19 protein-coding genes are annotated in these 20036 nt (G+C 72.8%); 6 read left to right on the top strand and 13 right to left on the bottom strand.

Features of this window, described 5'->3' with window-relative positions:
- Positions 1-27 precede the first annotated feature (27 nt).
- The gene (locus ACFYNO_RS10890; RefSeq protein ID WP_388008777.1) at positions 28-2142 is read left to right on the top strand and encodes an alpha-galactosidase; all 2115 of its coding nucleotides are present in this window, start codon (positions 28-30) and stop codon (positions 2140-2142) included.
- Positions 2143-2265: 123 nt separating this feature from the next.
- On the opposite strand, the gene ACFYNO_RS10885 is transcribed toward ACFYNO_RS10890, so the two are convergent.
- The 3 genes from ACFYNO_RS10885 to ACFYNO_RS10875 all read right to left on the bottom strand — a co-directional run bounded on the left by ACFYNO_RS10885 (position 2266) and on the right by ACFYNO_RS10875 (position 6099).
- Positions 2266-4665 carry an ABC transporter permease gene (locus ACFYNO_RS10885; protein ID WP_388008774.1) on the bottom strand — a complete coding sequence of 800 codons (2400 nt, stop codon included), beginning with the start codon at positions 4663-4665 and terminating at the stop codon, positions 2266-2268.
- Entirely contained in the window at positions 4662-5390 is a 729-nt protein-coding gene (locus ACFYNO_RS10880; RefSeq protein WP_388008771.1) for an ABC transporter ATP-binding protein, read from the bottom strand. Before ACFYNO_RS10880 ends, ACFYNO_RS10885 begins: the two co-directional genes overlap by 4 nt.
- A gap of 121 nt (positions 5391-5511) precedes the next feature.
- On the bottom strand, positions 5512-6099 hold the full coding sequence (locus ACFYNO_RS10875; RefSeq protein ID WP_388008768.1) for a GNAT family N-acetyltransferase: 588 nt from the start codon (positions 6097-6099) through the stop codon (positions 5512-5514).
- A gap of 76 nt (positions 6100-6175) precedes the next feature.
- Between ACFYNO_RS10875 and ACFYNO_RS10870 the strand changes: the two genes are divergently transcribed.
- Positions 6176-6301, top strand: a complete 126-nt coding sequence (locus ACFYNO_RS10870) for a hypothetical protein (protein ID WP_388008765.1) — start codon at positions 6176-6178, stop codon at positions 6299-6301.
- Positions 6302-6305: 4 nt separating this feature from the next.
- On the opposite strand, the gene ACFYNO_RS10865 is transcribed toward ACFYNO_RS10870, so the two are convergent.
- The 9 genes from ACFYNO_RS10865 to ACFYNO_RS10825 form a co-directional block, all read right to left on the bottom strand.
- The gene (locus ACFYNO_RS10865; RefSeq protein WP_388008762.1) at positions 6306-6989 is read right to left on the bottom strand and encodes an alpha/beta fold hydrolase; all 684 of its coding nucleotides are present in this window, start codon (positions 6987-6989) and stop codon (positions 6306-6308) included.
- A 56-nt stretch (positions 6990-7045) separates the two neighbouring features.
- The gene (locus ACFYNO_RS10860; RefSeq protein WP_388008759.1) at positions 7046-7732 is read right to left on the bottom strand and encodes an MBL fold metallo-hydrolase; all 687 of its coding nucleotides are present in this window, start codon (positions 7730-7732) and stop codon (positions 7046-7048) included.
- A 25-nt stretch (positions 7733-7757) separates the two neighbouring features.
- Complete coding sequence (locus tag ACFYNO_RS10855; RefSeq protein ID WP_388008756.1) at positions 7758-8645, bottom strand: MBL fold metallo-hydrolase; 888 nt, start codon at positions 8643-8645, stop codon at positions 7758-7760.
- A 184-nt stretch (positions 8646-8829) separates the two neighbouring features.
- Positions 8830-9243 (bottom strand): hypothetical protein, encoded by a 414-nt coding sequence (locus ACFYNO_RS10850; protein WP_388008753.1) that lies wholly within the window; start codon positions 9241-9243, stop codon positions 8830-8832.
- A complete protein-coding gene (locus tag ACFYNO_RS10845) occupies positions 9243-9629 on the bottom strand; it encodes a hypothetical protein (RefSeq protein ID WP_388008750.1) in 387 nt (128 codons plus the stop codon). The genes ACFYNO_RS10850 and ACFYNO_RS10845 overlap by 1 nt, the downstream gene beginning before the upstream one ends.
- Positions 9630-9642: 13 nt before the next feature.
- Positions 9643-11193, bottom strand: a complete 1551-nt coding sequence (locus ACFYNO_RS10840) for a peptidoglycan-binding protein (RefSeq protein ID WP_388008747.1) — start codon at positions 11191-11193, stop codon at positions 9643-9645.
- A gap of 4 nt (positions 11194-11197) precedes the next feature.
- Positions 11198-11536, bottom strand: a complete 339-nt coding sequence (locus tag ACFYNO_RS10835) for a type VII secretion target (protein ID WP_388008744.1) — start codon at positions 11534-11536, stop codon at positions 11198-11200.
- Between the two features lie 175 nt (positions 11537-11711).
- Positions 11712-12737 carry an asparaginase gene (locus ACFYNO_RS10830; RefSeq protein ID WP_388008741.1) on the bottom strand — a complete coding sequence of 342 codons (1026 nt, stop codon included), beginning with the start codon at positions 12735-12737 and terminating at the stop codon, positions 11712-11714.
- A gap of 155 nt (positions 12738-12892) precedes the next feature.
- Positions 12893-13798 carry a helix-turn-helix transcriptional regulator gene (locus ACFYNO_RS10825; RefSeq protein WP_388008738.1) on the bottom strand — a complete coding sequence of 302 codons (906 nt, stop codon included), beginning with the start codon at positions 13796-13798 and terminating at the stop codon, positions 12893-12895.
- A 220-nt stretch (positions 13799-14018) separates the two neighbouring features.
- On the opposite strand from ACFYNO_RS10825, the gene ACFYNO_RS10820 reads away from it, so the two are divergent.
- From ACFYNO_RS10820 to ACFYNO_RS10810, 3 genes are all read left to right on the top strand, one after another.
- Positions 14019-15365: an MFS transporter gene (locus ACFYNO_RS10820; RefSeq protein ID WP_388009150.1), complete on the top strand. Its 1347-nt coding sequence runs from the start codon at positions 14019-14021 to the stop codon at positions 15363-15365.
- A 62-nt stretch (positions 15366-15427) separates the two neighbouring features.
- Positions 15428-16792, top strand: coding sequence for a hypothetical protein (locus ACFYNO_RS10815; RefSeq protein ID WP_388008736.1), 1365 nt, complete (start codon positions 15428-15430; stop codon positions 16790-16792).
- Positions 16793-16842: 50 nt separating this feature from the next.
- Entirely contained in the window at positions 16843-17406 is a 564-nt protein-coding gene (locus tag ACFYNO_RS10810) for an NADAR family protein (RefSeq protein WP_388008733.1), read from the top strand.
- 58 nt (positions 17407-17464) lie between these two features.
- Here ACFYNO_RS10810 and ACFYNO_RS10805 read toward each other — a convergent pair whose 3' ends face one another.
- Positions 17465-18853, bottom strand: coding sequence for a glycine--tRNA ligase (locus ACFYNO_RS10805; RefSeq protein ID WP_388008730.1), 1389 nt, complete (start codon positions 18851-18853; stop codon positions 17465-17467).
- A gap of 229 nt (positions 18854-19082) precedes the next feature.
- Between ACFYNO_RS10805 and ACFYNO_RS10800 the strand changes: the two genes are divergently transcribed.
- Positions 19083-20027: a metal ABC transporter substrate-binding protein gene (locus ACFYNO_RS10800; RefSeq protein ID WP_388008727.1), complete on the top strand. Its 945-nt coding sequence runs from the start codon at positions 19083-19085 to the stop codon at positions 20025-20027.
- Positions 20028-20036: the final 9 nt, after the last annotated feature.

Here is a 20036-nt window from a genome sequence, read left to right as displayed (position 1 = left end):
ACACCCTCACCCCCCTCTGGAGTCCACATGCGCCTGCGCCCGATGACGCGCCAGTCGCCCTCCCGCACCACGCGCACCCTGCCCAGCGCCCTGCTCGCTGTCGCGCTGGCCACCTCCGGCCTCGGCGCCGCCATCGTGCTCGGCACGGCCACCCCTGCCGCCGCGCTGGCCAACGGCAACGCCCTGACCCCGCCGATGGGCTGGAACTCCTGGAACGCGCTCGGCACCGACGTGACCGAGCAGCAGGTCAAGCAGACCATCGACTTCATGTCGGCCAACGGCCTGGTCCAGGCGGGCTACAACACCGTCACCATCGACGACGGCTGGTCGCTCGACTACCGCTCGGGCCAGAGCACCCAGTTCGCCCGCAACGCCGACGGCGGCATGCAGCTGTACGACGCCAACGGCCACCCGGTCTCCGGCACCGACGGCACGGGCAACGACCCGACCAGCGGCCACCTGGTCCCGAACGCCGACTTCCCCGCGCAGACCGTCAACGGCCAGACCGTCAACGGAATCCAGTACCTGGCCTGGTACGCCCACAGCAAGGGCATGAAGTTCGGCCTTTACGGCACCGACACCTACGAGACCTGCCAGATGCACCCCGGCAGCCTCGGCCACGAGTCCACCGACGCGGCCGACTTCGTCTCCTGGGGCGTGGACTTCGTCAAGTACGACGACTGCCCCTACGGCCCCGCGATCACCGGCCCGGACGGCCACAACTACGGCACCCAGGGCGAGGGCAAGGAGCTCACCCAGTCCATCTACGCCCGGGTGCAGACCTTCCAGAAGGCGCTGGACGCCGCCTCCGCCGCCCAGGGCAAGCCGAAGGTCACCCTCTCCGTCTCGGCCCAGCCGGTGCACACCGGCGTGCCGTACCTGCTGAACGCCAACGACCCGGCCCGCACCGACCCGTTGGTGGTCGCGGCCGGCACCCCGCAGTACCAGGCGCCCGGCTACGCGCCCACCGGGGTCTGGTGCGGCCAGGTCGCCAACCTCTGCCGGATCGGCGGCGACCGCAACAGCGACGTCAACGGCGTTCTCTACAACGGCCAGTTGGGCACCGCCCTGCAGTACCCGGGCAACGTCCGCCCGGGCAGCTGGAACGACCTGGACATGTCCTTCGCCGGCTGGAACGACCCGTACGGCGACTACGGCGTGACCGACACCTGCACCTGCCACAAGCCGTTCACCGACGACGAGTCGCGCACCGAGCTGTCCATCCTCTCGATGATGGCCGCACCGCTGATCTCCGGCGCCGACCTGCGCAACGCCGGTGACTCCCAGCTGACCCAGAACGGCGCCACCTGGTCCACCGGCATCAGCGCCACCTCGCTCGGCCTGCTGAAGAACGCCGGCATGATCGCCATCGACCAGGACGCGCTGACCAAGCCCGCCACCCTGGTCGGCAGCGCGCCCGCCACCTCCACCGCGCCGGTGGTCCTCAAGCGCACCCTGGCCAACGGCGACCTCGCGGTCGCCCTGGTCAACCAGGACCCGTCCAACTGGGCCATGCCCAGCGCGACGCTGAGCCAGCTCGGCCTGAGCGGCACCAGCTACTCCTACAAGGAGATCTGGAGCGGCACCACGGGCACCACCACCGGCACCATCGGCGGCAGCTGGATCCCCGCCCACGGCACCGCGCTCTACCGGATCAGCGCCGGCTCCACGCCCGCCGCCACCCCCGCGGGCGTGACCGGTGACGGCAAGTACCACGCGCTCGGGGCGGGCGGCACCGGCGGCCAGGCCCTCGAGGTGCAGGGCACCTGCAGCGCCAACGACGGTGCCACGACGGACCTCAACACCTACTGGAACACCCACACCTCGGAGCAGTGGAACTTCGCCGCCAACTCCGACGGCACGGTGCACATCACCGACAACTGCAACACCGGGACCCAGGTGCACGGCACCCTGGCCGGCTCCGCCACCCCCGGCGCCGCCGCCTACGTGACCAACGCCTTCGACCCGAACAACACCGCCCAGAAGTGGCGCGTCACCCAGAACGCCACCGGCGCCCTGACCATCACCAACGCCGCCACCGGCCTGGTGCTGGACGCCCCGAACTCCACGGCCACCGCGGCCGTGGTCACGGACCAGGCCAACTCCGCTGCCGCGGGACAGGCCTGGAGCACGCTGTCCTGATTCGCGACCCCTGATCAGCACAGCTGTTGCGGCACGGCCCCGAGCCACCGGAGACCCCCACCTCCGGCCCGGCTCGGGGCCCTGTTCATCGAGCCCGCAGCACCACGGACGTCCCGGCCCGGGCTACTCGGTCCGCAGCGCGGTGGCGGTCCGGGAGCGCGCCGCCCAGCCGGCCGGCAGCACCGCCCCGAGCAGGGCGATCGCGATCCCGCCCGCCAGCAGCGGGAGCAGGAGCCCGGTGGTGTAGACGTGGGTCACGCTCGGCGGCAGGCTCTTGCCGATCGCACTCCCCATCCGACTGAGCGTCAGGTTCTCCGCGGCCATCCCGATCGGGACCCCGATCAGCCCGGCGATCAGACCGGTGAGGCTCACCGAGGTCAGCACCATCGTGACGGTCTGCCTGGGCGTCATCCCGAGGGCCTTGAAGATCCCCAGGTCGTGGATCCGCTCCCGGGTGTCCTGCACCACGGTGTTGAGCACGCCGAGCGCGGCGACCGCGACCATCATCAGGGTGAGGGTGGCCACCAGAGCGATCATGGTGAGCACCGTGGGGTTCACGTACCTGATGTTCGCGGTGGCTTGGGCCTGCAGCGGGGTCAGCGCGGGGGCGGCCGACCGGGACCAGTCCGAGCCGCCGACGTGGTCGGCCGGCTCGACGTTGAACTGGGTGATGTACGGCGTCAGGCCGGCGGCGGTGAAGGAGGCCGAATCGGTCATCACGACCCCGTCGCTGCTGGCGTCGAAGTCGATGCCGACGATCCGCAGCGGCAGCCGCTTGTCGTCCTGCGCCACGGTGACGGTGTCGCCGACGTGCATCCCGGTCGCCGAGGCCAGGTGGTCGTTGACCACGGCTTCGCCGGGGTTCTGGTGCAGACGGCCGTGGAGCATCGGCAGCTTGGTCCAGGACAGGTCGCCGGTGGTGGTGTCCACCGTCGCGTGCTCCCCCGTCGGCGCGCCGATCACGGTCGCGCCGCTGGCGCCCCAGCCGAAGGCGGCCTTCGTGCCCGGGATCGAGGCGAGCGCGGCGGCCACCTTCGTGGAGTCCAGGTGGGGGTTGGTAGGACCGCCGGCGGAGTGGAAGCCGTCGGGCATTCCGGCGGGCACCACGATCACCGGCCCGGCGTTGATGCCATTGCTGCCCGTGTCCGAGTACTTGGTGAACGCGCTCTCCAGTCCGGTCGCGAAGGTGACGCTCACCGCGCCGAACAGCACCGCGGCGCCGACCAGCACCGTCCGGGCCGGTTTGGCGAACGGTTGGGCCAGTCCCAGCGACATCGGGCGGGGCAGCGGCAGCCTGCTCGCCAGGCGCTGCGCGCCCTGGCCGCGCCTGGCGCCGGGGGCGCGGCCGACGACCAGGACCTGCACCGCCGGCAGTCGGCCGGCCCGGAGTGCCGGGACGAGCGCGGTGACACCGACGATGACCAAGGTGCCGACCGGCACGACGAGGCTGACCCACACCGGCAGGCCGGTGTCTGCGGCACCGAGATCCTTGCCGGCCTTGCCCAGGACCGGAACGGCCAGCACGTTGCCGAACAGCGTGCCGCCCAGCACGCCGACGGCCGCCGGGATCAGGGCTTGTGCGGCGTAGGCGCGGGCCACCTGCCAGGGGGTGAAGCCGAGCGACTTCAGGATCCCGATGCGCCGGATTCCCGAGACCACCGCGCCGCTGACCACGATCGCGATGATCAGCACCGACAGGAACAGGCCGAGGACGCCGAAGACGACCAGGAACGGCACGTAGGACTTCGTGGCGCCGACGGCCTGCTTCTCCACGGCCAGGTAGGACTGTCCGCTCTCGACCGAGCCGGCCGGCGCGGCGGCGGTGATCGCCCGCTTGTCCGTGGCGAGGTCGGCGTCGGTCCCGGATGCGGCGAACCGGTAGAGCATCTCCTGGTCGGTCCTGGCGCCGGCGGCGGTCAGCCGCGCGAAGCCGTCGGTGGTGAGGAAGCCGGTCGCGGTGTTGGTCAGCGAGTTCGCCAGGCCGACGACCTTGAACGAGGGCTTGCCCGGCAGGGAGTCGAACACCACGGAACTGCTCGCGCAGGCGTTGACCCAGGAGGACAGGACGATCTCGTTCGCGCCGGTCGGCCACCTGCCCTGCAGCAGGGCCAGCCGGTCCACGCCGGAGGTGCCGGCCAGGTCGGGCCGGGTGGTGGCGACGACCGGGTCGGCGGCGCGACCGGCCCACGGCATGCCCGGGGCGATGCTCCTGGTGCAGTCCGTGCCGACGGCCGTGTCCAGGGCGGCGGTGACCGGGTACGGCCCGGACGCCTCGGTGACGCCGGCGGTGTGCGCGGTGGCGGCGGCCTGCGCGGCGGTGGCCTTCGAGCCGTCGAACTGGACCGAGAGGTGCGCGCCGTTGCGGGCCCTGAAGGCGTGCTCGAACGGAGCCTGCACGACGAGCAGCAGACCGAGCGAGAGCACCGAGGAGGTGACGGCCGCGAACGTCGTCAGGGCCAGCACGAGGGACTGCACTCGGCGCCGGCCGACGCCGGAGCGCACGACCTTGCCCAGGGCGCTCATCGGCCCGCTCCCGCCGGGGTGTGGGAGGCGGCCCCGCCGACCGGGTTGACCACGTCCCGGGCCACCGCACCGTCCACCAGCTCGATGGTGCGTCGCGCGGTGTCCGCGGCCAGCTGGGTGTCGTGGGTCACCAGCAGGATGGTCTGGCCCTCGGCGTTCAGCTCCAGCAGCAGCCGGCGCACGTCCTCGGCCGAGCGCGAGTCCAGCGCGCCGGTCGGCTCGTCGGCCAGCAGCAGCGCCGGCCGGTTCATCAGCGCCCTGGCCACCGCCACCCGCTGCCGCTGACCGCCGGACAGCCGCTGCGGGTAGGCCTTGGCGTGCCGCTCGATGCCCAGCGAGGCGAGCAGCTCGGTCGCCCGCCGCTTCACCTCGCCCTTGCCCATCCCGGCCAACTGCGCCGGAACCATCACGTTGTCCAGCACCGTCAGGTCGTCGAGCAGGTTGAAGAACTGGAAGATCATGCCGATGGAGGCCCGCCGGTACTTCGCCGAACCGGCCTCGCCGAGCTGGTCGACCCGGGTTCCGTTGACGGTCACGGTGCCGCTGGAGGGCTTGTCCAGACCCGCGACCAGGTTCAGCAGCGTCGACTTGCCGCTGCCGGAATGGCCGAGGATCGCCACGCACTCACCGGCCGCCACGGACAGGCTCACCCCGGCCAGCGCGGGCGGGCCGTCGTCGTACTTCTTCGTCGCGTCCTGGAGATCGATCATCGGTTCATTCGCCATGGCCATGAACTTAGGAACGGACCATGATCCACCACATCAGCCGGGCGGATGCCACCCCACCTCCAGGGCATCGGTCTGGCGGCTACCCCGCGTAGGTCCGCGGAAGGAGACGCGGAGCCGACTACGGCTTCCAGTCGGAGGCCAGCATTGCCATCGACAGGTCGTCCACCCAGGCGCCGTCGATGAACAGCGCCTCGCGGTGGGTGCCCTCCAGCACGAAGCCCGCCTTCTCGTAGGCGCGACGGGCCCGGGGGTTGTTCGCGAAGACGCCCAACGAGATGCGGTGGAGCTTGAGTTGCTCGAAGCCGTGGCCGACGATCAGCCGCACCGCCTCGCTGCCCAGGCCGCGGTCGCGTCCGGCGGCCGTCAGTCCGATCCGGAAGTTGCAGCTCTGCCGGTCGGGGTTCCACTGGTTGAGCACCGCCTCACCGACGCACTGCCCGGTGGCGCGGTCCACGACGGCCAGGTCGAGCCGGTCCGACTGCTCGTTGCGGCTGCCGTACCACTCCCGCATCATCTGCTCCCGCTCCGCCGTCCACGCCGAACGACCCTCCTGCGCCTCGCCGTTGGCGAATCGGGAGATCTCGGGGTCGGTGAGGAGGTCGCGCAGCGCCTCGGCGTCCGCGGCGAGGTCGAGGGGCCGCAGCACCACCGACTCGCCGGTGAGCGTGGGCTTGTGGGCGAACGGGGACGGGCGCTCTTCGGTCATCCCCCGATCCTGCCCAGGCCCCGTCGGCCCGGGCAACCGGTTTCTGCTGCGCGGTACTGGAGGCGGCACGGTCGCGATGACCTGCTCGGACCAGCTCACGTTCTGGCGACTGGACGACCCGGACCCCGTGGGCGCCGACGGGCTGCTGCTGATCGCCACCGAGCACGAGGTCATCACCATGCGCCGCCGGCCGGCCGGCTGACGGCCTACCGCTGCACCTGCTTCGCGAGCAGGAACCCCGGCACGATCGCGCCGAACGCCCTCGGCGCGGTCACCGGCAGCAGGTGGCCGGCCTGCGGGACGACGACCAGCTGGGCGCCCGGGATCAGCTCGGCCGCCCGCCGCGCGTCCGGCAGGGTGTCGCCGTCGCGCTGGCCGCAGAGCACCAGGGTCGGTGCGGTGATCCGGGGCAGCAGCCCGGTCAGGTCGGTGGCCGTGAGGGCGTCGAGCAGGCGCAGCCAGTCGGCGCGGTGGCGCAGGTCGGAGCCGGCCCGGACCAGCCAGCCGGGGCGGCGGCGGCCGACCCGCAGCCGCCGGGCCGAGGTGCGGGCCGGGGTGAGCTCGGGGCCGCTGACCAGCACCAGCCGGGCCACCAGCTCGGGGTGCTCGGCGGCCAGCCAGGCCGCGACGATCGCGCCGAGGGAGTGCCCGCAGAGGTGGACGGGTGCGCCGGAGCGTCGGGCCAGGTCGGCCAGCGACTCGACGGCGGCCGGCAGGGTGAACGGTCCGGGCGTGGCGCCGAAACCGGGGAGGTCGGGGGCGAGGAGGTGGAACCGGCCCGACATCTCGGCGAGTTGGCGCTGCCAGAGCCGCCCGCCCTGGCCGGCGCCGTGGACCAGCAGCAGCGTCGGCGATTCGGCGTCACCGGCCTCCAGTATCCCCGCTATCACAGCGATAAATATGACAGTAGAACCACGCCCCCCACCAGACTGTCGTCACCCCAGGCTCAGCGCTGCTTGGCCAGGAAGGCCCGGAACTCCTCCGCCCCGTCCCCGGTCAGCGGCGCGCCGTGGCCGAAGCCCACGGCCGCCACCTCCACCGGGATCCGGGCGGCCCCGGCCGCCCGCCCGTCGGGGTCGGCGGCGTAGGTGGCGGGTCCGTAGCCGAGCCTGCCGGTGCGGAAGACGGCGTCGCCGACCAGCACGGTGCGGGTCGGCTCGTGCAGCAGCACGAGGTGGCCGGGCGAGTGGCCCGGGGTGTGGATCACCCGCAGTCCACCGGAGCCGGCGATGAGTTCGCCGTCCTCGACGGTGGCGTCCGGGGCGAACCCGGTCCACCGGCCGGCGGCCGTGCCGTCGTAGCGCCGGGCTCCGGCGCCCGAGCGGCCCTCCTCGGGTACCCGGCCGCCGGCCAGCCAGCCCGCCTCCGCCGGGTGGATCAGCACCTGGGCGCCGGTCAACTCCCTGATTTCGGGCGCCCCTTGGACATGGTCGGGATGGGCGTGGGTGAGCACGATGCGCTTGAGCTCGGACAGGTCGCGGCCGGCCTCGGCGATCGCCTCGATCAGCGGACCGACGGCCTTGGCGGTGCCGACGTCGACCAGGGTCAGGCCGTCGTCGCCGTCGACCAGGTAGGCGTTGTCGGTCTTCGAGGTGGGCAGCCAGTGGATGCCCGGGGCAAGGGGGAACGGCAAGGATGCTCCTGGGGAGGGAGTTCGGTTACCAGCGCAGTGCGGTGAAGTCGACCGGCCGGGGCTGGAGTTCGCCGACCCGGGCGGCCAGTTCGCGCAGCCGGCGGTCGGCCTCGGCGGCCGGCAGCCGCTTGCGGTCGCCGTGGCCCGGGAGCACCCACTCGAAGTGCAGCGCGGGCGCGACCCGGGCCAGCGAGGCGGCGAGTTCGGTGATGGAGTACCAGGTGACGGACTCGGCCACGGCCAAGTCCTGGTCGGCGCGAGACCAGTAGAAGCTGTCGCCGGTGAAGCAGTAGGTGCGGTCGGCCAGGTAGAGCATGCTGCCCCGGGTGTGGCCGGGCAGCGGGTGGGCGGTCACGCCCTCGGCGATCTCGACCGGCGCGGTACCCCGGATGACCGCGTCGGCGTCCGGGGCGGCGGACAGGTCGCCCTCGTGGATCCAGAGCCGGGCGCCGAAGTGGTCGGCGTAGGCGCGGCCGTGGGCGGCGTGGTCGCGGTGGGTGAGCAGCACGTCGGTGACCGGTCCGAGTGCCCCGTACCTGGTGGCGAGCACGCTGCTCCAGCGCGGGGTGTCCACCATCATCAGGTGTCCGCCCGGCCGGCGCAGCAGGTAGGAGGTGGCCCCGGCGGTGTGCCGGGAGTTGTGGCCGCAGAGCAGCACCTGCCCGGTGAGCGGCAGCGGGAACGGGTCGAGCGCCGGCCGGGGCAGGCGCCCGTCCTGCCGGATCGAGCGGGTGGGGCAGGCGAACGCTGCTGCCCGCAGGGCCCGGTGCTCCTGCTCGGTGCGCGGCGGGCGCAGCAGGGCGGAGCGGCCGGAGCGCTCGGCGATCAGGCCGGGGGCGAGTTGGCGGGCGGTGTCGCAGTTGGTGCAGCGCTGGTCGATCTGCCAGCCGTGCGCGGGTAATTGGTCGTCCATCACGTGTGCGTGATCCCTTCGGACGGGGCCGACGACGATTCGGCGCCCATAGGAATATCACGCATCGGCACGAACTACCAATGTGGAAAAGGGCGTTGACTTACCTCTGAATCACTGCTCCGGGAATTCCGGGGAAATCGATTCCCGCCCTTGACACTATTCGGTTCCGCCGCTCCACCGGCGGCTACTTCACCACCAGGTGGTAGGTGTTCCGGACCTGGTAGGTCGGCTTGAGCATCGCGTCGCAGTTCAGGCAGTTCTCCACGGTGAAGTCGGTACTGCCCTTCCCGACCGCCTTGAAGACCAGGTAGACCGAGCCGCCGTCGCCGGCGTTGCCGCCGCCCTTGAGGTAGTCCGGGCCGACCACCTTCAGCACCGCCGGATCGGGCTGCGGGTCGATCACCGTCCAGTCCTTGGCGCCCGGCACCACGGCCAGCTTGCTGTAGAGCGAGAAGGTCTGGCCCGCCGTCACCGCCAGCCGGCCGGTGCCGAAGGCGAAGACCTGGCCGTGGTCCAGTCTGCCCTCGTCCGCGCAGCCCGCCAGGGCCAGCGCCAGGGCCGCCGCCGCGGCTGCCGCGAGGTGTCGGCCGGTGCGCATCAGCGCCCCGCCTGCCGCAGTCGCAGCACCGCGTCGACGGCCTCCAGCCAGCGCGCCGCCTGCTCCTCGTCGTCCAGGTCGGCCGCCACCGCGCCGGCGGCGGCCAGCCAGTCCCTGGCCAGCCCGGCGCCGGGGCCGGGCAGCGGCTCGGGCAGTTCGGCGGCGTACCGCAGGCCGCCGGAGCGGACCACGGCGGCCAGGAAGCCGACGGCCCGGGCCGGCACCCCGGCGCGGTCGGCGAGCACGGCGGCCGCCACCGTGCCGTCGCCGAAGAGCGCGGCGTGGTGGGCGGAGCCGGCCCGCAGCCCGAACCGCAGCAGGGCGGGCACGTCGAGCTGGGCGAGCTGGTCGTCGGTGCGCCCGCGGGGGACGGCGGGTTCGGTCATCGGTGAGCCACCTTCACTGCGGGAGCCGGACGCTGTCCACGTTGCGCATGTCCGGGTACTGGCCGTTGAGGGCGACGTTCATGTGGCCGTGCACGAAGTCGTCCTCACTGACCCAGACGGTGTAGCCCCAGGGGTTGTAGATCTGGAGCTTGTCGCCGTCGTGGCCGATGATCATCATCTGGTGCGCGTCGTCGCCACCGCTGATCGACACGGGCACCGGACGGCCCTGGTCCACCGAGTTCTCGATCCCGGAGAGCGCGTCGCGCCGGTTGTCGTCGCTGCCCAGCGCGACATTGTGGTAGCTCGCGCCGGTGGCCCCGGCGATCTCCTGGTTGGCCACCTTGTTGGAGCCGTCGTCGTCGATGCCGTCGTAGCCGACCAGCGGCCAGTCGGCGTAGAACGGGCGGCCGTCCCCGTAGACCCGGTTCTGCTCGTCCTGCAGCCGCTTGGCGAAGGCGTTCGGGTTGTCGAAGTTCGGGTCGCCCGGGTGGCCGCCGGTGGTCAGCTGGAGGGCGTAGAGCGGGTCGACCATGGCGCGGGCGGTCACCGTGGAGGAGGCCACGCAGGTCGGGTGCTGGCCCTGGGTCCAGGAGGCGCCCTGGTAGCCGATGTTCTGCTCGCTGCCGTTGGGTCCGGTGCCGCCGGTGGAGTCCAGGCCCACCTGCACCGGGGTGAGCCGGTCGGCCAGCCACTGCGGGTCGTCGCCGTGGGCGTGGATCCGCTGGTCGAAGGCGCCGACCTCGGCGACGCTGTGCCCGGCGGCGAGCGCCTTGAGCAGGTAGGCGCGCTCCTGCGGGGAGCGGGCGCCGGCCAGCAGGGCGTCGAACTGCGCCCGGTCCTGCGGGCTGAGCTTGGCCATGAACTGGCCGGCCCGGGCGGCGTCGTTGTCGGAGAGGATCTTGGCGAGGTCGCCGGGCGCGCCGGCGTCGGCCAGGACCAGCTTGTCGGCGGCGCTGAGGTCGCCGCCCTTGATCCGGCCGGCGATCGCGCCGGCGGCCAGCTTGTCGAGCGCCTGGGTGAGGGTGTGCCCCGCGGACTCGGCCTGCTGGGCGGCCTCCAGCATGTGCCCGATGCCCTCCTTGGCGGAGGCGTGCGCCTCGTGCATCTTGCCGTCGTCCCAGTTGAAGGGGTCGGGCATGCCGCCGAAGGCGACGATGTCGGAGAGCAGCTGCTTGGCGTGGCCCAGCGGGCCCGGGCCCTTGGCGTGGGTGGCCTGGGCGGTCGTCAGCACGCCGGCCAGGGTGGTGAAGGCGGGTCCGGCGGCGGCGAAGGCGTCGTGCATCCGGCTGACGTCGTCCCGGGCGGCGCCGATCACCTCGACGGCCCTCTCCCCGGCCTGGCCGGTCCAGGCGGCGGGCAGCTGCTCGTTGCCGACCTGACCCATCGTCACCAGCACCTCCCAGACCGAGGAGGCGGCGGCGGTGTAGGCGGCGCCGATCGTGTCCAGCTCGGTGGGCGAGCCGGCCGGGGGCGGCAGCGTCAGCGCCTGGTTGACGGCGTCCTGGAGGTCGCCGGCGCCCCACATGCCGTGCGCGCCGTCGATGGTGCGGCTCAGCGCCTCCACCTGTTCACGATGGGTGGCCACCGGGCGCCCCCAATCCCGCCGCGACCTTGGCGTCCCCGGCCTGGTAGTTGGCGGCGCTCTGGCGGACCTTGTCCGCGAGCAGCGCCAGTGCGTCATGGTTGAGCTGGAGCTCGTCCTGCCAGGCGGCGACGAAGTCGCGGGCGGCGTCGGCGGCCCCGTAGTCGCCGTAGTTGTCCGCGCCGAAGGCGGGCGGCGAGGCCAGGCTGCCGCTGACGGCGGCCAGGTCGTCGGCGGCGGCCTTCAGCCGGTCGGCCGCCGTGGTCAGCGTGTCGTGGTTGACGGTGAAACCGGTGCCGGCCCCACCCGTGGGCTGCTCGCCCAACTCGCCCCTCCCCCTGGTCCCCACCTGCTGGAATGCAGCAACTGACGAGCAGGATTCCGGTTCGGGGTGGGGCGAGTCAACCGGTGCGGCGCTCCGTCACAGGCTCGGGACAGAGCTGACACCGGGTCGGCACAGGCGGCCGCTCCGGACCGCGCGGCGGCGGCCGACGGGCCGGCTACGCGGCGGCGGCCGAGGAGACGTCGTGCGGGCCGACCGCCGGGGGCTGCTGGCCGAGCACCGCACGCAGCAGGTCCTGGCGCCGCTCGGCCTCGGGGGTGGCGAGCAGCGCGGCGAGCACGGCGATCCGGGCCTGGCCGGCCCGCAGCGTGCCGGTCGGCACGGCACCGGCGGCGACCAGGTCGACCGCCCCGCCCTGGGTGTAGATCTCGGTGACCGGGCCGGCCGGCACCCGGGTGGTCAGCGCCACCAGCACCCCGCGGGCCCGGGCGGCGGCCACCGCCTCGACGAACGCCGGGGTGGCGTTGCCCGCGCCGGTGGCGACCAGCACCACGCCCTGCGCGCCGGCGGCGATCGCGGCCTCGAAGAGCAGCGGGTCGGCGTCCACGTGGTGCATCACCAGGTCCACCCGGGGCGGCACGGCCACGGCCTGGGGCAGCGGCAGCGGGGCCGGGCGCTGGGGCAGCCGGAGCACCGAGACCCGGCCGAAGCCGACGTCGCCGACCCGGTGCCCGGACGGGTCGGCGAAGGCGTCGTGGGCGACGGTCTGGGTCTTCACGGTGCCGCGGGCGGCGTGCACCTTGCCGTCGAAGACCACCAGCACGCCCAGGTCGCGCGCGCCGGCCGCCGTCACCATCGCGTCGTGCAGGTTGCCGGGGCCGTCGCCGTCCGGGGTGTCCATCGGCAGCTGGGCGCCGGTGAGCACCACCGGGCGGGGGTCGTCGTGGTGCAGGTCGAGCAGGAAGGCGGTCTCCTCCAGGGTGTCGGTGCCGTGGGTGACCACGATCCCGTCCACCTCGGGGTCCGCCAGCACCCGGTGCACGGTGCGCAGCAGGGTGAGCTGGTGGGCGGAGGTGAGGCGCGGGCTGTTCACGCTGAACAGGTCGATCACCTCGACCTCGGTGCCGTTGGGGACGGAGGCGGTGGCCATCACCTCCTGGCCGTCGGCCTCCGCGGCGAAACCGGTGCCCTGCCACCGGCTCGCGATGGTCCCGCCGGTGCTGATCACCACGATCCGCCCCATGGCTGCCTCTCCTCTGCATTGCTCATACGATCCGACTATCGCAATGATAGGGAAGCGAACGCGCAAGAGGATCGCGAGTTTGCCGAGGCCAGGGCCTTTGGAGTAGTGATTCCTCGCGCTGCTGAGCTCTTCGGTGGCGATTCCTTGCGCGGCCGTCAGAGCGCTGCCAGCCGGGCCAGCCGCTCCTCGGTCTCCTCGTCGGCCGGGGTGTAGGTCACCAGCCGGGTGCCGAGCCGCTGGCCCAGCCACATGTTGGTGAACTCCATCCGCATCGGCCCGACCACCGGGTGGGCGAACCCCTTGCTGCCGCTCCCCCGCTCCGCCACGTCGTGCCGCTGCCAGATCGCCTCGAACTCCGGCGAGGCCTGCCGCAGCCGGGAGAGCAGCGACTTCCAGGCCGGGTCGCCGACGTGCTCGGCCAGCCCGGCGCGCAGCCGGGCCGCCACCGTGAGGGCGGCCGCGTCCGGCTCCAGGAACCGGGACCGGAACTCCTCGCTGGTGAAGAGCAGCCAGACGATGTTCCGCTCCTCGAACGGCAGCGCCTCGACGTCCCCGACCAGCTTGCGGTAGCTGTCGTTCCAGGCCAGCAGGTCGTAACGGGAGTTCAGCACGCAGGCGGGCAGCGGCGAGAGCTGGTCCAGCACCCGGCGCACCGAGGCCGTGACCGAGGGGCACTCCTGGCCCGGCGCGGCGACGGCGGCGCCGGCCAGCGTGTAGAGGTGGGCGCGCTCGTTGGGGTCGAGCAGCAGCGCCCGGGCCACCGAGGCCAGCACCTGGCCGGAGACCTGGATGTCGCGGCCCTGTTCCAGCCAGGTGTACCAAGTCACCCCGACCGAGGCGAGCTGCGCCACCTCCTCGCGGCGCAGGCCCGGGGTGCGGCGGCGGCCGGTCTCCGGCAGGCCCACCTGCTCCGGGGTGATCCGCTCGCGCCGGCTGCGCAGGAAGGCGGCCAGCTCCTGGCGGCGCACATCGGGAGCGTGCGGCCTACCCGGTGCGACCGGCGCGGGCGGCTCGGACGCCGACCGGGCGGGGGCGGCGACGGGGGTCTCGACACTGCTCATGCCCCTAGGATGCGCCGTGGGTGCGCCGACCGCGACCCTGGTGCCGGGTACTTCTGGTACCAGGATAACGAGACTCTGGTACCTGGGTACGGACAGGCGGATCGTATGACCCGTGACCCAGCAACTGGAACGTTCGTACACCCTGACCGACCGCTCTCCCCGACCGGCCGCCCCCGGCGCCGCGCACCGCACCCTCACGGTCGCCGGCCTGGTCACCGTCATGCTCGGCGCCTTCCTGCCGATGCTCGACTTCTTCATCGTCAACGTCGCGCTGCCGACCATCGACCACGACCTGGCCGCCGGGCCCGCCGTGCTGGAACTCGTCGCCGCCGGCTACGGCATCGCCTTCGCGGTGCTGCTGGTGCTGGGCGGCCGGCTCGGCGACGGCCTCGGCCGCCGCCGGCTCTTCGTGGCGGGCGCCGCGCTCTTCGCCGTCACCTCGCTGGCATGCGGACTGGCCCCGACCGCCTGGACCCTGGTCGGCGCCCGGGTCGCCCAGGGCGCGTCCGCCGCGCTGCTGATCCCGCAGGTGCTGGCCACCATCACCGCCGCCACCCACGGCGCCCAGCGGGCCCGGGCGCTCAGCATCTACGGTGCCGCGGGCGGCATCAGCGTGGTGATCGGGCAGGTGCTCGGCGGCATGCTGGTGCAGGCGAACCTGTTCGGCAGCGGCTGGCGGGTGGTCTTCCTGCTCAACGTGCCGTTCGCGCTGGTCGCCGCGCTGCTGGCGCTGCGCTTCGTGCCGGAGACCCGCTCCGACTCCCCGAGCCGGGTGGACCTGCCGGGCACGGTGCTGCTCAGCGCCGCGCTGCTCAGCCTGTTCGTGCCGCTGATGGAGGGCCGGGCGGTCGGCTGGCCGGTGTGGACCTGGGTCTCGCTGGCGCTCTTCCCGTTCATCGCCTGGGCCTTCGTTGCCGTCGAGCGACGCACCGAGGCGGCCGGAGGCGCCCCGCTGGTGCCGCTGTCGCTGCTGCGGATCCCGGAGATGCGGCGCGGGCTCGGCATCGCACTGCCCTACTTCAGCAACTTCGGCGCCTTCATGTTCATCATCGCGATCGCCCTGCAGCAGGGCCTGCACCTGAGCCCGGTGGACTCCGGCTGGGCGCTGGTGCCGCTGGCCGTCGGCTACTTCAGCTCCTCGCTGGCCGGCCCGCGGCTGATCGGGCGGTTCGGCAGCCGGGTGATCACGGCCGGCTCGCTGATCCAGCCCATCGGCATGGCGGTGCTGATCATCACGGTGCTGACCGACTTCAACGGCCTGGGCATCCTCTCGCTGTTGCCCGCCATGGTGCTGATCGGCGCCGGGAACGGCCTGGTCGGCACCCCGCTGTTCCGGGTGGTGCTGGCCAGCGTCCCGCTGGAACGGGCCGGCACCGGCAGCGGCGTGCTGGCCACCACCCAGCAGTCCAGCCTGGCGCTGGGCGTGGCCGTCTGGGGCACCCTCTTCCTCGCCCTGCTGCCCACCCTGGGCATGGCCCACGCGCTCGCCCTGGTGCTGACCCTGGGCCTGGCCGGCAGCACCGCGATCACCTACCTCTCGGCCCGGCTGCCCCGGTCGATCGGCTGATCACCCGGCCGGCCCGAGGAGGTAGCGTGGAGGGTCCGGACCGGATTGCCAGGGAGAGCTGAGTGTCCATCAACTCGGGTACCGCGGACGAGATCAGGGCCGAGTTCGCGGCCCAGGGCGTGCCGGTGGTGGTGCGCGGGGCGGTCGCCTTCGACCGGCACGGCCGCAGCTACGGGCTCGGCGTGCTCGACCAGGAGCTGGGGCGGCTGGCCGGCGCCGGCGGGGACCGGGCCGGCCTGATCCGCCGGCACGTCCAGGCGCTGATCGAGCACACCACCGGCCCCTCCGAACTGGACAGCGCGCCGCGCGAGCAGCTGCTCGCGCGGCTCTTCCCGCTCCTGGTCGGCCCGGCCGCTCTGGCGGACGGCGAGGAGTACCTGCACGCGCCCGAACCGCTGCCCGGCGTCCGGGAGTTCCTGGCGCTCCAGGTGGAGGGCGGGCTCTCCACGCTGTCCGCCGAGGGCATGGCCAAGCTCGGCAGCGCGCACGAGCTGCGCAACCGGGCCCGGGCCAACCTGCTGGCGCTGCCGGTCGAGCGGCACGAGCTGGCCGAGGGCATCCGGGGCGGCCACTTCCACGTGGTCAGCGGCGTATCGGCGCTGACGGCCAGCCGGGTCCTGGTGCTGGAGCAGCTCTACCAGGAGCTGACCGGCCGTCCGGTGCCGGCCGACGGGCTGCTCGCCGCCGTCCCCTCCGAACAGGAGCTGCTCTTCGCGCCGGTGGACCGGCACGTCGCCTCGGTCTTCGGCACCATGCTGCGCTACCGGGTGCTGCCCACCGCCCAGCAGGCCGACGAGCTCTCCCCGCACCTCTACTGGTGGCGCGACGGCCGGCTGACCCCGCAGACCGCGCTCACCCCGGACGGGCGGCTGCTGGTCGCCATGGAGCCCGCCTTCACCACCGCCGCCGCCCCGCCGGCGCCGCCCGAGCGGCGCCACCACCACTACCAGTTCGCCCACCGGGCGCTGCCCGCCGCGCTGCGCTCGCTCGGCCCGGAGCTGGTCACCGAGCTGCCGGTGGGCGGGATCACCCCGCTGCTGCTGGAGCTCTGGGGAGAGGTGGGGGCGCGGCTGCCGGCCGACCAGCGGGTTCCCTGGGAGGGGCTGGCCGGCGAGTACCGGCGGTTCGGCGAGGGGCACAGCGGGGTGCTGGTCACCCTGCCCCGCCCGGTCGCCCCGCCGGAGGCCCACCTGGCGGCGGCGGTGCTGCCCCACGGGTCCGGGGAACTGCGCTACTTCACGGTGGAGTTCGCGATCGACCCGGTCAGCCGGGAGGAGGGCGCGGTGCTCGGCGAGTGGACGGCGGACGGCACCCACCGGCTGCTCTCGGTGGGCGCCTCGCCGGAGCCGGAGGCGTTCGCGGCGGCGGTCGGCGCGCTACTGGACGGCGGGCGGCGGCGCGGCTGGCGTCGGCTCTTCCGGCGCTGAGCAGCGGAATTCGCGTGCCGCTGTCGGTGCCCGGTGCGAGGATCAGCGGCATGGAGCACCCCGCGCAGACCCGTTCCGTCGCCGACCTGCTGGCCGTCACCGCCGCCGGTGCGCGGCCCAAGTACTTCTGTTTCTGGGGCCACCGGCCGCAGCGCGACGGCAGCACCGGCCCGGGCTCGCTGAGCCAGTGGTGGCCCTCGCCGTTCGAGCTGGACGGGGTCCGCTACGCCACCGCCGAGCACTGGATGATGGCGGGCAAGGCCCGGCTCTTCGGGGACGAGGAGATCGTGCCCCGGATCCTGGCCGCGCGCACGCCCGCCGAGGCGAAGAAGCTCGGGCGGCTGGTCCGCGGCTTCGCCGAGGAGCCCTGGGCCGCGGCCCGGTTCGACCTGGTGGTCGAGGGCAACGCGGCCAAGTTCGGGCAGGACCCGGCCCTGCGCGCCTACCTGCTCTCCACCGGCAACCGGGTGCTGGTGGAGGCCAGCCCGGTGGACCGGGTCTGGGGCATCGGCCTGGCCGCCGACGACGAGCGGGCCGCCGACCCGGCGCGCTGGCGCGGGCTCAACCTGCTCGGCTTCGCGCTGATGGCGGCCCGGGAACGGCTCGCCTCCTGACACGCCCGGGGGCCCTTCCCGTGATCCCGGGAAGGGCCCTCGTAAAGCTGACCCGTCGTCAGCAGCCGATCAGCCGCGCACCCAGGTACGACTTCACCTGGTCCAGCGAGACCCGCTCCTGCGCCATGGTGTCGCGCTCGCGGATGGTCACCGCGTTGTCCTCGAGGGTGTCGAAGTCCACCGTCACGCAGAACGGGGTGCCGATCTCGTCCTGACGGCGGTAGCGCTTGCCGATCGCGCCGGCGTCGTCGAACTCCACGTTCCAGGCCTGCCGCAGGTCGGCGGCCAGGCCGCGGGCCTTCGGCGAGAGGTCGGCGTTGCGGGAGAGCGGGAGCACCGCGACCTTGACCGGCGCCAGCCGCGGGTCCAGCCGCATGCCGACCCGCTTCTCCATCTGGCCCTTGGCGTTCGGCGCCTCGTCCTCGAAGTAGGCGTCGAGCAGGAAGGCCAGCATCGCGCGGTTGAGGCCCGCTGCCGGCTCGATGACGTACGGGAAGTACCGCTCGCCGGACTCCTGGTCGAAGTACTTGAGGTCCTGGCCGGAGTGCTCGCTGTGCACCGTCAGGTCGTAGTCGGTGCGGTTGGCGATGCCCTCGAGCTCGGAGTACTCGGTGCCGCCGAAGTTGAAGCGGTACTCGATGTCCACCGTGCGCTTGGCGTAGTGCGAGAGCTTCTCCTTCGGGTGCTCGAAGAAGCGCATGTTCTCCTCCCGCAGGCCGAGGTCGCGGTACCAGTTCCAGCGCTCCTGGAGCCAGTACTCGTGCCACTTCTCGTCCTCGCCCGGCTTGACGAAGAACTCCATCTCCATCTGCTCGAACTCGCGGGTGCGGAAGATGAAGTTGCCGGGGGTGATCTCGTTGCGGAAGCTCTTGCCGGTCTGGGCGATGCCGAACGGCGGCTTCTTGCGCGAGGTGGTCTGCACGGCGCGGAAGTTGGTGAAGATGCCCTGGGCCGTCTCGGGGCGCAGGTAGGCCAGGCCCGCCGGGTCGCCCTCGCTGAACGCACCGAGGTGGGTCTTCAGCATGCCCGAGAACTCCTTGGGCTCCGTGAAGGCGCCCTTGGTGCCGCAGTGCGGGCAGTTGATGTCGGCCAGGCCGTTGGCCGGCAGCTTGCCGTGCTTGGCCTCGTAGGCCTCCTCCAGGTGGTCCGCGCGGAACCGCTTGTGGCAGGAGGTGCACTCGGTCAGCGGGTCGCTGAAGGTGGCGACGTGGCCGGAGGCCTCCCAGACCTCGCGGGCCAGGATCACCGAGGAGTCGAGACCGACGACGTCCTCCCGAGCGTGCACCATCGCGCGCCACCACTGGCGCTTGATGTTCTCCTTGAGCTCGACGCCCAGCGGGCCGTAGTCCCAGGCGGCGCGGGTCCCGCCGTAGATCTCGCTGCAGGGGTAGACGAAGCCTCGGCGCTTGCTCAGGCTGACGATCGTGTCGATCTTGTCGGCGGCCACAGTGCTCTCTTCACATACGTCGCCGCACTCTCGTGCGACGGCACGGTCAAGGCGCGGCTGGTTGCGCGCACCCGAATACCTCAGGTTACCGGCCGGGCCCCCGGGGCGCTCAAATCCATTACCGGCGCGCATCGACCCTCCGTGGCCGCGCACTCACGGCGCGTCGTACCACCGGCAGCCTCCGCGCGCGAGTTGACAATCATTTCCACTTGACATGAGAATGATTGTCATGATGATCCGCCGCCTCCGTGCCACCCCGATAGCCCTGACCGCCCTCGCCCTCTCCGCCGGCCTGGTGCTCAGCGGCTGCGGCGGCAACGCGGGTGCGAGCGGCTCGGACGGCCGGCTCAACGTGGTCGCGGCCTTCTACCCGCTGCAGTACCTGGCCGAGCAGATCGGCGGTGACCACGTCAAGGTCACCGATCTCACGGCCGCCGGCGTCGAGCCGCACGACCTGGAGCTGACGGCCAAGCAGGTGGTCTCGGTGCAGGGCGCCGGCGCGGTGCTCTACCTCAAGGGCCTGCAGCCGACCGTGGACAAGGCGGTCGCCGAGTCGCACAGCAAGCACGTGGTGGACGCGGCCGCGCTCTCCCCGCTGGTGGACCACCACCTCGACGAGGGCACCGAGAACGGCGGCCACACCCCGGCGAGCGCCGGCGACCCGCACATCTGGCTCGACCCGACCCGGTACGCCACCGTCGCCAAGGGCGTCGGCGCCGAACTGGCCAAGGCCGACCCGGCGCACGCGGCCGAGTACCAGAAGAACGCCGACGACCTGGTCGCCCGGCTCGGCACCCTGGACCAGAGCTTCCAGACCGGCCTGAAGAGCTGCACCCGGAAGTCCTTCGTGACCAGCCACGCCGCCTTCGGCTACCTGGCCGACCACTACGGCCTGCAGCAGATCGCGATCAACGGCGTGGACCCGGAGTCCGAGCCCACCCCCGCCCGGCTGGCCCAGATCCAGCAGACCGCCAAGGACAGCGGCGTCACCACGATCTTCTTCGAGGCCCTGGTCAGCCCCAAGCTGGCCGACAGCGTGGCCAAGGACCTCAACCTGAAGACCGCCGTGCTCGACCCGCTGGAGGGCGTCAAGGCCGGCTCGCAGGACACCTACTTCACGATCATGCAGCAGAACCTGGGCAACCTGCAGGCCGCCCTCGGCTGCGCGAGCTGACAGGACGTC

Origin of the sequence: Kitasatospora sp. NPDC006697 (genome assembly GCF_042869935.1) — a bacterium.
Classification (GTDB): Bacteria; Actinomycetota; Actinomycetes; order Streptomycetales; family Streptomycetaceae; genus Kitasatospora.
This window is presented reverse-complemented; position numbering and strand designations above follow the sequence as displayed.

Bases quoted from the DNA above. Each gene is read 5' to 3' on its own strand.
- ACFYNO_RS10800 (WP_388008727.1), top strand. From the start codon at position 19,083: ATGATGATCCGCCGCCTCCGTGCCACCCCGATAGCCCTGACCGCCCTC.
- ACFYNO_RS10855 (WP_388008756.1), bottom strand. From the start codon at position 8,645: ATGGACGACCAATTACCCGCGCACGGCTGGCAGATCGACCAGCGCTGC.
- ACFYNO_RS10820 (WP_388009150.1), top strand. From the start codon at position 14,019: ATGCTCGGCGCCTTCCTGCCGATGCTCGACTTCTTCATCGTCAACGTC.
- ACFYNO_RS10850 (WP_388008753.1), bottom strand. From the start codon at position 9,243: ATGCGCACCGGCCGACACCTCGCGGCAGCCGCGGCGGCGGCCCTGGCG.
- ACFYNO_RS10875 (WP_388008768.1), bottom strand. From the start codon at position 6,099: ATGACCGAAGAGCGCCCGTCCCCGTTCGCCCACAAGCCCACGCTCACC.
- ACFYNO_RS10880 (WP_388008771.1), bottom strand. From the start codon at position 5,390: ATGGCGAATGAACCGATGATCGATCTCCAGGACGCGACGAAGAAGTAC.
- ACFYNO_RS10845 (WP_388008750.1), bottom strand. From the start codon at position 9,629: ATGACCGAACCCGCCGTCCCCCGCGGGCGCACCGACGACCAGCTCGCC.
- ACFYNO_RS10825 (WP_388008738.1), bottom strand. From the start codon at position 13,798: ATGAGCAGTGTCGAGACCCCCGTCGCCGCCCCCGCCCGGTCGGCGTCC.
- ACFYNO_RS10870 (WP_388008765.1), top strand. From the start codon at position 6,176: ATGACCTGCTCGGACCAGCTCACGTTCTGGCGACTGGACGACCCGGAC.
- ACFYNO_RS10830 (WP_388008741.1), bottom strand. From the start codon at position 12,737: ATGGGGCGGATCGTGGTGATCAGCACCGGCGGGACCATCGCGAGCCGG.
- ACFYNO_RS10810 (WP_388008733.1), top strand. From the start codon at position 16,843: ATGGAGCACCCCGCGCAGACCCGTTCCGTCGCCGACCTGCTGGCCGTC.
- ACFYNO_RS10890 (WP_388008777.1), top strand. From the start codon at position 28: ATGCGCCTGCGCCCGATGACGCGCCAGTCGCCCTCCCGCACCACGCGC.
- ACFYNO_RS10885 (WP_388008774.1), bottom strand. From the start codon at position 4,665: ATGAGCGCCCTGGGCAAGGTCGTGCGCTCCGGCGTCGGCCGGCGCCGA.